General features: G+C 61.2%; 10 protein-coding genes. 8 read left to right on the forward strand and 2 right to left on the reverse strand.

Translation table 11 applies throughout. From position 1 onward, the window contains the following. The first annotated feature begins 1 nt into the window (after window position 1). Window positions 2-307, forward strand: a complete 306-nt coding sequence (locus BLR71_RS06820) for a lipopolysaccharide assembly protein LapA domain-containing protein (protein WP_092524405.1) — start codon at window positions 2-4, stop codon at window positions 305-307. Further along, a complete protein-coding gene (gene lapB, locus BLR71_RS06825; RefSeq protein WP_092524407.1) occupies window positions 308-1489 on the forward strand; it encodes a lipopolysaccharide assembly protein LapB in 1182 nt (393 codons plus the stop codon). On the opposite strand, the gene pyrF is transcribed toward lapB, so the two are convergent. Then, window positions 1486-2184 (reverse strand): orotidine-5'-phosphate decarboxylase, encoded by a 699-nt coding sequence (gene pyrF / locus BLR71_RS06830; RefSeq protein ID WP_092524409.1) that lies wholly within the window; start codon window positions 2182-2184, stop codon window positions 1486-1488. The genes lapB and pyrF overlap by 4 nt on opposite strands. A 260-nt stretch (window positions 2185-2444) precedes the next feature. On the opposite strand from pyrF, the gene BLR71_RS06835 reads away from it, so the two are divergent. Then, window positions 2445-2726, forward strand: coding sequence for a ComEA family DNA-binding protein (locus BLR71_RS06835; protein WP_092524411.1), 282 nt, complete (start codon window positions 2445-2447; stop codon window positions 2724-2726). 78 nt (window positions 2727-2804) lie between these two features. On the opposite strand, the gene BLR71_RS06840 is transcribed toward BLR71_RS06835, so the two are convergent. Next, window positions 2805-3566 carry an SDR family oxidoreductase gene (locus BLR71_RS06840; protein ID WP_092524413.1) on the reverse strand — a complete coding sequence of 254 codons (762 nt, stop codon included), beginning with the start codon at window positions 3564-3566 and terminating at the stop codon, window positions 2805-2807. 300 nt (window positions 3567-3866) lie between these two features. Between BLR71_RS06840 and BLR71_RS06845 the strand changes: the two genes are divergently transcribed. From BLR71_RS06845 to BLR71_RS17385, 5 genes are all read left to right on the forward strand, one after another. Further along, window positions 3867-4388, forward strand: coding sequence for an FxsA family protein (locus BLR71_RS06845; RefSeq protein WP_092524415.1), 522 nt, complete (start codon window positions 3867-3869; stop codon window positions 4386-4388). Between the two features lie 228 nt (window positions 4389-4616). Continuing rightward, complete coding sequence (locus tag BLR71_RS06850; protein WP_092524417.1) at window positions 4617-4910, forward strand: co-chaperone GroES; 294 nt, start codon at window positions 4617-4619, stop codon at window positions 4908-4910. Between the two features lie 71 nt (window positions 4911-4981). Next, window positions 4982-6628, forward strand: coding sequence for a chaperonin GroEL (gene groL / locus BLR71_RS06855; protein WP_092524419.1), 1647 nt, complete (start codon window positions 4982-4984; stop codon window positions 6626-6628). 240 nt (window positions 6629-6868) lie between these two features. Continuing rightward, window positions 6869-7618 (forward strand): RNA methyltransferase, encoded by a 750-nt coding sequence (locus BLR71_RS06860; RefSeq protein ID WP_092524421.1) that lies wholly within the window; start codon window positions 6869-6871, stop codon window positions 7616-7618. Window positions 7619-7788: 170 nt separating this feature from the next. Next, window positions 7789-8040 (forward strand): transposase (locus BLR71_RS17385; protein ID WP_139172554.1); only part of this gene is annotated, 252 nt, incomplete at its 3' end.

An 8040-nucleotide genomic window follows, 5' to 3' on the forward strand; every position in this document is an offset into this window, starting at 1 on the left:
CATGCGTTGGCTAAAAGGCGTTTTCCTGGGGATCATTCTGCTACTGGTGTTGCTGGTCGGCATTCTGTTTGCCGTCAACAACCAACAGGCCGTGCCTCTCAACCTGATCTGGACAGAGCTCCCGCCCGCCTCCTTGTCTCTGTGGCTGCTGGGATCACTGGCCGCTGGTGTTCTGCTAGGCATGCTGGCCATGACCGGCGTCTATATGCGGCTTCGTGCCCTGCTGACCCGGGCCCAGCGACACAACCAGCAGCAGCGCAAGGAACTCGATCGCCTGCGAATTCAGGAGCTCAAGGAAGTCGCCTAAATGCATGACCTCCTGCTGCTGGCCCTGTTGTTGGCAGCAGTCGCCATAGGCTGGTGGCTGGGCCGACGCGACCGTCAAAGCACTGCCGATCAACCGGGACAGCACACGCTGTCCCGGGATTATTTCGTAGGGCTCAATTATCTGCTCAACGAACAGCCCGACCGTGCCATTGAAACCTTCGTCGCCGCGCTTGAAGTCAATAGCGACACCATCGAGACCCACATTGCCCTGGGCAACCTCTTTCGCTCGCGGGGAGAGACGGATCGCGCGGTCAAGATTCACCAGAACCTGCTGGCGCGCCCCGCGCTCACGCCCGCGCAGGGTAGCCTGGTGCAAATCGAGCTATCCCGGGATTTCCTCAACCTGGGCCTTCTCGATCGCGCCGAAAAACTCCTCGAGAACCTGATCAACAACGGCGGCGATGAAAGCCAGCGTCAGCAGGCCAAGCTGCTGCTGGTCGACCTGCTGGAGCGGGAGAAAGAATGGCAGGCGGCGCTGGATGTCGCTCAGCCGAGCCTGATTCGACAGTATGACAATATTCAGCGCGCCGCCGCGCACTGGCTTTGCGAGCTTGCCGAACGGGACCTGGAGTCAGCCAGCCCATCGCTCGCCAGAAAGAAGCTTCGTCAGGCGCTGAGCATCGACGGCCACTGTGTCAGGGCCACGCTGCTGCTGGCTCGCATGGAACACGATACCGGCCACTACAAGGCCGAGCTCAAGCTACTGAAGCGAGTGCCCGACCAAGACGCCGGCTCGGCCGCGCTGATTCTCGAGCCGCTGCGCGATGCCTACCGGCTTCTCAACGATGAACAAGGCCTGGAGAAGGCACTTCAGAAGCTGAACGAGAAAGTGCCAATGACCTCGACGGTCATCATGCTGGCCGAATGCGTTCAGAGACGCGCTGGCCACCAGGAGGCCGCCGAGCTGATCCAGACCCAGATGGAGCGAGCCCCCAGCCTGCGCGGGCTTGATTATCTGCTCCAGCTCTTCCAAAAGGATGCAGCAGCCGATGAGCAACGCACCCTCGCCATTCTTCACCATCACTCTCGCGCCCTGCTCGACGCCCGACCGCGCTTTCGCTGCGGGCAGTGTGGCTTTTCGGGAACCGAATTGCATTGGCAGTGCCCCAGCTGCCGGCAATGGGGCACAACCCGCCCAATGACGGGCCGCAAGAGCGACTAGCCCGCGAGCTCGCTCTCGAGTGCCGCCAGCGCCGACATGGGGTCCTCTGCCTGGGTCACCGGACGCCCCACCACCAGATGCGTGCTGCCGGCCGCCATGGCCGCACTGGGGGTCAATACCCGGCGCTGATCGTCCGCTGCCGCCGACGCCGGACGAATCCCCGGCGTGACCTTGAGAAAATCCTCTCCGCACAGGTCGCGCAGCGCCGTGGCTTCTTGGGCCGAGCACACCACACCGTCCATGCCGCTCTGCTGGGCCAACGCTGCAAGCCTGGCCACCTGCTCGGCCGGCGACACGGCTACTCCGACTTCGGCGAGATCCTCCGCACTCATGCTGGTGAGAACGGTCACCGCAATCAGCTGTGTCGACAGCGCATGGCGGTCCAGCCGCTCTCTGGCCGCCTCCATCATGCGCCGGCCGCCGCTGGCATGCACATTGACCATCCACACCCCCTGCTCAGCGGCAGCCTGCACCGCACCGGCAACGGTATTGGGGATGTCATGAAACTTGAGATCAAGAAATACCTCGAATCCCCGGCCATGCAGGGCTTCGAGCACATCGGGCCCGCTGCGTGTGTAAAGCTCCTTGCCAACCTTGACACGACAACGCGCCGGGTCGAGCTGGTCAGCCATACACAGCGCAGCATCCAAGGAGGGGTAATCGAGGGCAATGATCAGCGGGGACGCAGATGACATCGGAAGCGCACTCTGGGCAAAGAATTCGCGCGCAGTATAACAGGCAGGCGCTGTCTTCAGGAGCCTTCCCTAGACGGTACCGATGATCAGGCACGAACAACGATAAAGCCCCAGATCATGGCGACGCCATGCACGGCTATATATCAGACCTCTCTGACGCAAAGGGTCGGCGATCTCTGACAAACAGCATGCAAGGTGGCGACTAGGCTGAATCAGGACACATGGAGTGTCGATCACCACCGTTAGCGGAGAATTCGCCCATGCAACGTCTCAGCCAGATTATTGCCCTATCTTGCCTACTCCTCGCCGCCATGCCGGCCCTTGCCCAGGAAGCGTCAGACGCGCAACAGCCCGCGATCGACATCAATTCCGCCAGCGCCGAACAGCTCGAGACCCTGCCGGGTATCGGCAGCGCGAGAGCGGCCGATATCGTCGCTGACCGGGAAGCAAATGGCGACTACAGCAATGCCGAAGACCTGATGCGCATCAACGGCATCGGTGAAGCCACCGTCGACGGCATGCGCGACCGGCTGAGTTTCTAGGCCTTGGAGGCGCCTGCTGCATGCAAAACGCCGGGCATTTGCCCGGCGTTGCGCTCGATCAGGTTGGTGGGACACGCACTAGACTCTCAGGCCGCCATCACACTCAATGACCCGACCACTGAAATAGTCGTTTGCAAAGATATAGGCCACGCTGTGAGCGATATCCTCGGGTTGCCCCAATTTACCCAGGGGGATGCCTTTGGTGATCTTCTCCAGCACGTCTGGACGGATCGATGCCGTCATCTCGGTCTCGATGAAGCCCGGCGCCACCGCCCCAACGCGAATACCGCTGCGTGCCAGTTCCTTGGCCCAGGTCACGGTCAGTGAGGCAACTCCAGCCTTCGCCGCAGAATAATTGCTCTGCCCCATATTACCGGCCCGCGAGATACTGGAGATATTGACGATCACGCCTCCCTCGCCGGCTTCGACCATCCGGTAGGCCGCTTCCTGCCCGCAGAGGAAGACGCCGGTCAGATTGACGTCGAGGACCTGCTGCCACTCCTTGAGGCTCAGCCCCTTCTCGACCTTGCCGTCCTTGACCTTGATCAACAGCCCGTCTCGGGTGATGCCGGCATTGTTGACCAGACCCTTGAGCGGCCCCATGTCGGCGACGATGGCCGCGAAGGTCTCGCTGACGGAGGATTGATCCGCGACGTTGACCTCGTAGGCCCGGGCCTCTATGCCTTGATCCAGAAGGGCATTGACGGCCTGATCCAGGGTGTCGCGCTCCAGATCCAGAAGCGCCAGGCGAGCGCCCTGCAGGCCCAGATGCCGCGCCATGGCCAGCCCCAAGCCTCGTGCACCGCCGGTAATGGCAATTACCGCTCCTTTCATCTGCATGTCGACTCCCCTTCCTGTTTAATGTAATGCCACCTAATAGAACCCTGCTTGATTGAGGCGATGATACAACGTCTTGGATAATCCAAGCCGTAGCGTGATTCAAGGCGACTCACGTCATTTGTGCACCGCAGCATGAATCAATCTAGCATGTCTTTACTACTTGCGCTCAACTCAATCGCCCGACAGCTCCGGCTTTCCAAGGTCGCTCAAGACAGTACAACACAGGCCGAATAGCCGGACATGCCTTGAAAAAGCCAGCCTCGACGCCATTATTCACCTGTCACCGAACATGGAGTCATCATGCCCCTTCTCTTGTTTTTCAGTCTTTTTGCCTTGCTCGATTTCGTCATCTTGTTCTCCATCGGCAGCGAGATCGGCCTGTTGACCACCCTGCTGCTGGTGTTGGCCACGGGTTTCATTGGCCTTCACCTGATTCGCCGTGAAGGCACGGCCACGCTGGCGAGAGCCCAGCAGCGCTTCGCCCAGGGCGAGATCCCCTCGAGTGAGCTCATGACCGGCGCGGCCCTCATCTTCGGCGGCGCCCTGCTCATGGCACCAGGCTTTCTATCCGATGGCCTGGGCCTGATGTGCCTGATCCCCGATGCACGGCGCCTGCTTGGCAAGTTGCTGGCCCGCATTGGCGTCAAGGGTCAAATCTTTGGCGGCGCCGGCATGGGCTCTCGCGGCGTTCCCCCCGATGGCTGGGAAGACGCCAGCGGTGCCAAGCGCGATGAGCGCCATGCGCAAGGCACAACCTCTCACTCAGGTGAGCAAGCGCCACTGGAAGGGGAATTCATCTCTCGAGATGAGCCACGTCACTGAACACAAACCTAAATTTTTTGCCTGTGGGCCCTTGAAAGGCCTTCGCCAGCCCCCACTCATGGCGTAGTGCTGAAAAGTAAGTTCGGCACCCTGTTTCGGCAGCCGCGGCCAAGCCCGGTTGCCATCGACAAAGAAGGCGCAAGCCTTCACTTCGAAACCTTGGTTTCGAGGGTGATATGGACCCGCCAGGACATCCTGGCACCGCTAAATATCAGGAGAACGTGAGCAATGAACATCCGTCCCTTGCACGATCGCGTCATCGTCCGTCGCGTGGAAGAAGAACAGAAAACTGCTGGCGGTATCGTGCTTCCGGGCAGCGCCCAGGAAAAGCCGACGCGTGGTGAAGTCCTCGCCGTCGGTAACGGCCGGATTCTCGACAGCGGCGAAGTCCGCCCGCTGGACGTCAAGGTCGGCAATACCGTCATCTTCAAGGACGGCTTCGGCGTCGAGAAAGAGAAGATTGACGGTGAAGAAGTCCTGATCATGAGCGAGAGCGACATCCTCGCCGTGGTCGAAGGCTGATTTCAGCTCACAGACACTTGCTCGTACATACTTGCTCAAGTTTCACGAACATCAAGTAGGAAGATCCAACAATGGCAGCGAAACAGGTTAAGTTCTCCGACGACGCCCGCAAGAAAATGTCTCGTGGCGTAGATATTCTCGCCAACGCCGTCAAGGCGACTCTGGGCCCGAAAGGCCGTAACGTCGTCCTCGAGAAGTCGTTTGGCGCGCCGACCGTCACCAAAGACGGCGTGTCCGTCGCCAAGGAAATCGAACTGAAAGACAAGTTCGAGAACATGGGCGCGCAGATGGTCAAGGAAGTCGCTTCCAAGACGTCTGACGTCGCGGGTGACGGCACCACCACCGCTACCGTCCTGGCTCAGGCCATCGTCACCGAAGGCATGAAGGGCGTGACCGCCGGCATGAACCCGATGGACCTGAAGCGCGGCATCGACCAAGCCGTCGCTGAAGCCGTCAAGCAAGTGCGCGCCCTGTCCGTGCCCTGCACCGAGCCGAAGTCCATCGCCCAGGTCGGCACCATCTCCGCCAACGGCGACGCCAACATCGGTGAGATCATCGCCGATGCCATGCAGAAAGTCGGCAAGGAAGGCGTCATCACCGTCGATGAAGGTCGTGGCCTGGAAGACGAGCTGGAAGTGGTCGAAGGCATGCAGTTCGATCGCGGCTACCTGTCTCCGTACTTCGTGACCAACCAAGACACCATGGCGGTGGAACTGGAAGACCCGTACCTGCTGCTGGTCGACAAGAAGATCTCCAACATCCGTGAACTGCTGCCGGTGCTGGAAGCCGTCGCCAAGGCAGGCAAGCCGCTGGCCATCATCGCCGAAGACATCGAAGGCGAAGCCCTGGCGACGCTGGTGGTCAACACCATGCGTGGCATCGTCAAGGTGGCAGCCGCCAAGGCGCCTGGCTTCGGCGATCGTCGCAAGGCCATGCTGCAGGATATCGCTATCCTGACCAACGGCACCGTGATCTCCGAAGAAGTCGGTCTGACCCTCGAACAGGCCAACCTGGATCACCTGGGCAGCGCCAAGCGCGTCACCATGTCCAAGGAAAACACCACCATCATCGATGGTTCAGGTGAAGAGGCGGACATCGAAGCCCGCGTCGGTCAGATCCGTGCTCAGATCGAGGAAACCTCCTCTGATTACGACCGCGAGAAGCTTCAGGAGCGTGTCGCCAAGCTGGCCGGCGGTGTCGCCGTGATCCGCGTCGGTGCCGCTACCGAAGTGGAAATGAAGGAGAAGAAGGCGCGTGTCGAAGACGCCCTGCACTCCACTCGCGCCGCCGTCGAGGAAGGCGTGGTACCGGGTGGCGGTACCGCTCTGGTTCGCGTCCTGACCATGATGCAGGAACTTCAGGGCGACAACGAAGACCAGACCCACGGCATCAAGCTGGCTCTGCGCGCCATGGAAGCACCGCTGCGTCAGATCGTCACCAACGCCGGTCAGGAAGCGTCCGTGATACTGAACCGCGTCAAGGAAGGCGAAGGCAACTTCGGCTACAACGCCCAGACCGGCGAGTTCGGCGACCTGTTCGAAATGGGCGTGCTGGACCCGGCCAAGGTCACTCGCAGCGCCCTGCAGTCCGCAGGCTCCATCGCCGGCCTCATGATCACCACCGAGTGCATGATCGCCGATGACCCGGACGAGCAAGAAGGCGGTGCCCCCGACATGGGTGGTATGGGCGGAATGGGTGGCATGGGCGGCATGATGTAAGCCAGCCCAGCTTCCTCGGGTCCTCGTCAGGCCTTGCTTCACTGCAAGGCCTGACGGTAAAGGCCTGAAAAGCCCTGATTAAAAAACCCACCGGCCAACGCCGGTGGGTTTTTTTTATGTCTTCCTGCCAGCCATCGGGCTGATCCTTCCCCCAACACCCCGCGATCACCCTTCTGGACAGGCATCCGCGTAGCGGCTCGCGTAAACTAGGCACCCCACTTTCTCGATGCCAGAACCGTAATGCTTTCCAACGTCCGAATCGTCCTCGTCCAGACCTTCCATCCCGGCAACATCGGCCAGGCCGCCCGCGCCATGAAGACCATGGGGCTCGTTGACCTGGTGCTGGTCAATCCGCGCTGCTTTCCCGATCCGGAAGCCACTCGGCTAGCCGCCGGCGCCGAGGACCTGATCGAATCGGCTCGGGTGGTCGGCAGTCTCAAGGAGGCGGTCAACGACTGCGTGCAGGTGGTCGGCGCCAGCGCCCGGCTACGCAGCCTGCCGCTACCGCATTTCGATGAGCCCGACGAGATGGCCAAGGAAATCACCGAGCATGCGCTAGATGCGCCAGTGGCGCTGGTCTTCGGCCGCGAGCGCTCGGGGCTGACCAACGACGAGATCGGCCATTGCACCCACCAGGTCAGCATCCCGGCCAACCCGGACTACGGCATTCTCAACCTGGCTCAGGCCGTGCAGGTACTGGCCTATGAGGTCAATCGCACCTGGCGCCGCCGGCCGGAGAGCGGCTATCACCCTACCCGGCCGACTGGCGAGAAACTGCCCAGCCGCGAGCAGCTCGACCACTTCCACGCGCACCTGGGTCGCGTCATGCAGGCCAGCGGCTTCCTGACCCAGCCCCATGCTCGCACCGAGGCACAGCTTCAGGCGCTGTTCGCCCGCGCCCAACCGACCCGTCGCGAACTGTCGCTGCTGCGCGGCCTGCTCAGCGCCCTCGAGCCCAAGACGCATTCCCCCGACAACGATCAGGCCTGATGGCTCTTTCAGCACCACGACGCTTCTAGCGTTTCATTGGCGAGCAGATCACAGACCAGAGTAGCGCTAGCTGTCTATACGAAAAACCCCGCCTAGAAGGAGGCTGTGTGAAAACAGCCTCCTAAGCTGGCAAGATAGCCGTGAACTCACCCGTTCACGGCTATTTTTGTATGCGACACCTACAAGGACAGCCTCGCAGCCAGACCTCGCTGCTACCTCCCAGCATTGAAGAATATGTCCCGGAAAATCACCCGGTGCGGGTGATTGATGCCTTCGTGGAGTCCCTGGACGTCATCGAAATGGGGTTCGACAAGGCGCGCACCGCGGCCACCGGCCGGCGACCCTACCACCCGGGCGACCTGCTCAAGCTCTATATCTACGCCTACCTGAACCAGACCAGCAGCACTCGTCGCCTGGAAAAG

The organism is Onishia taeanensis (assembly GCF_900100755.1).
Lineage (GTDB): Bacteria > Pseudomonadota > Gammaproteobacteria > Pseudomonadales > Halomonadaceae > Onishia > Onishia taeanensis.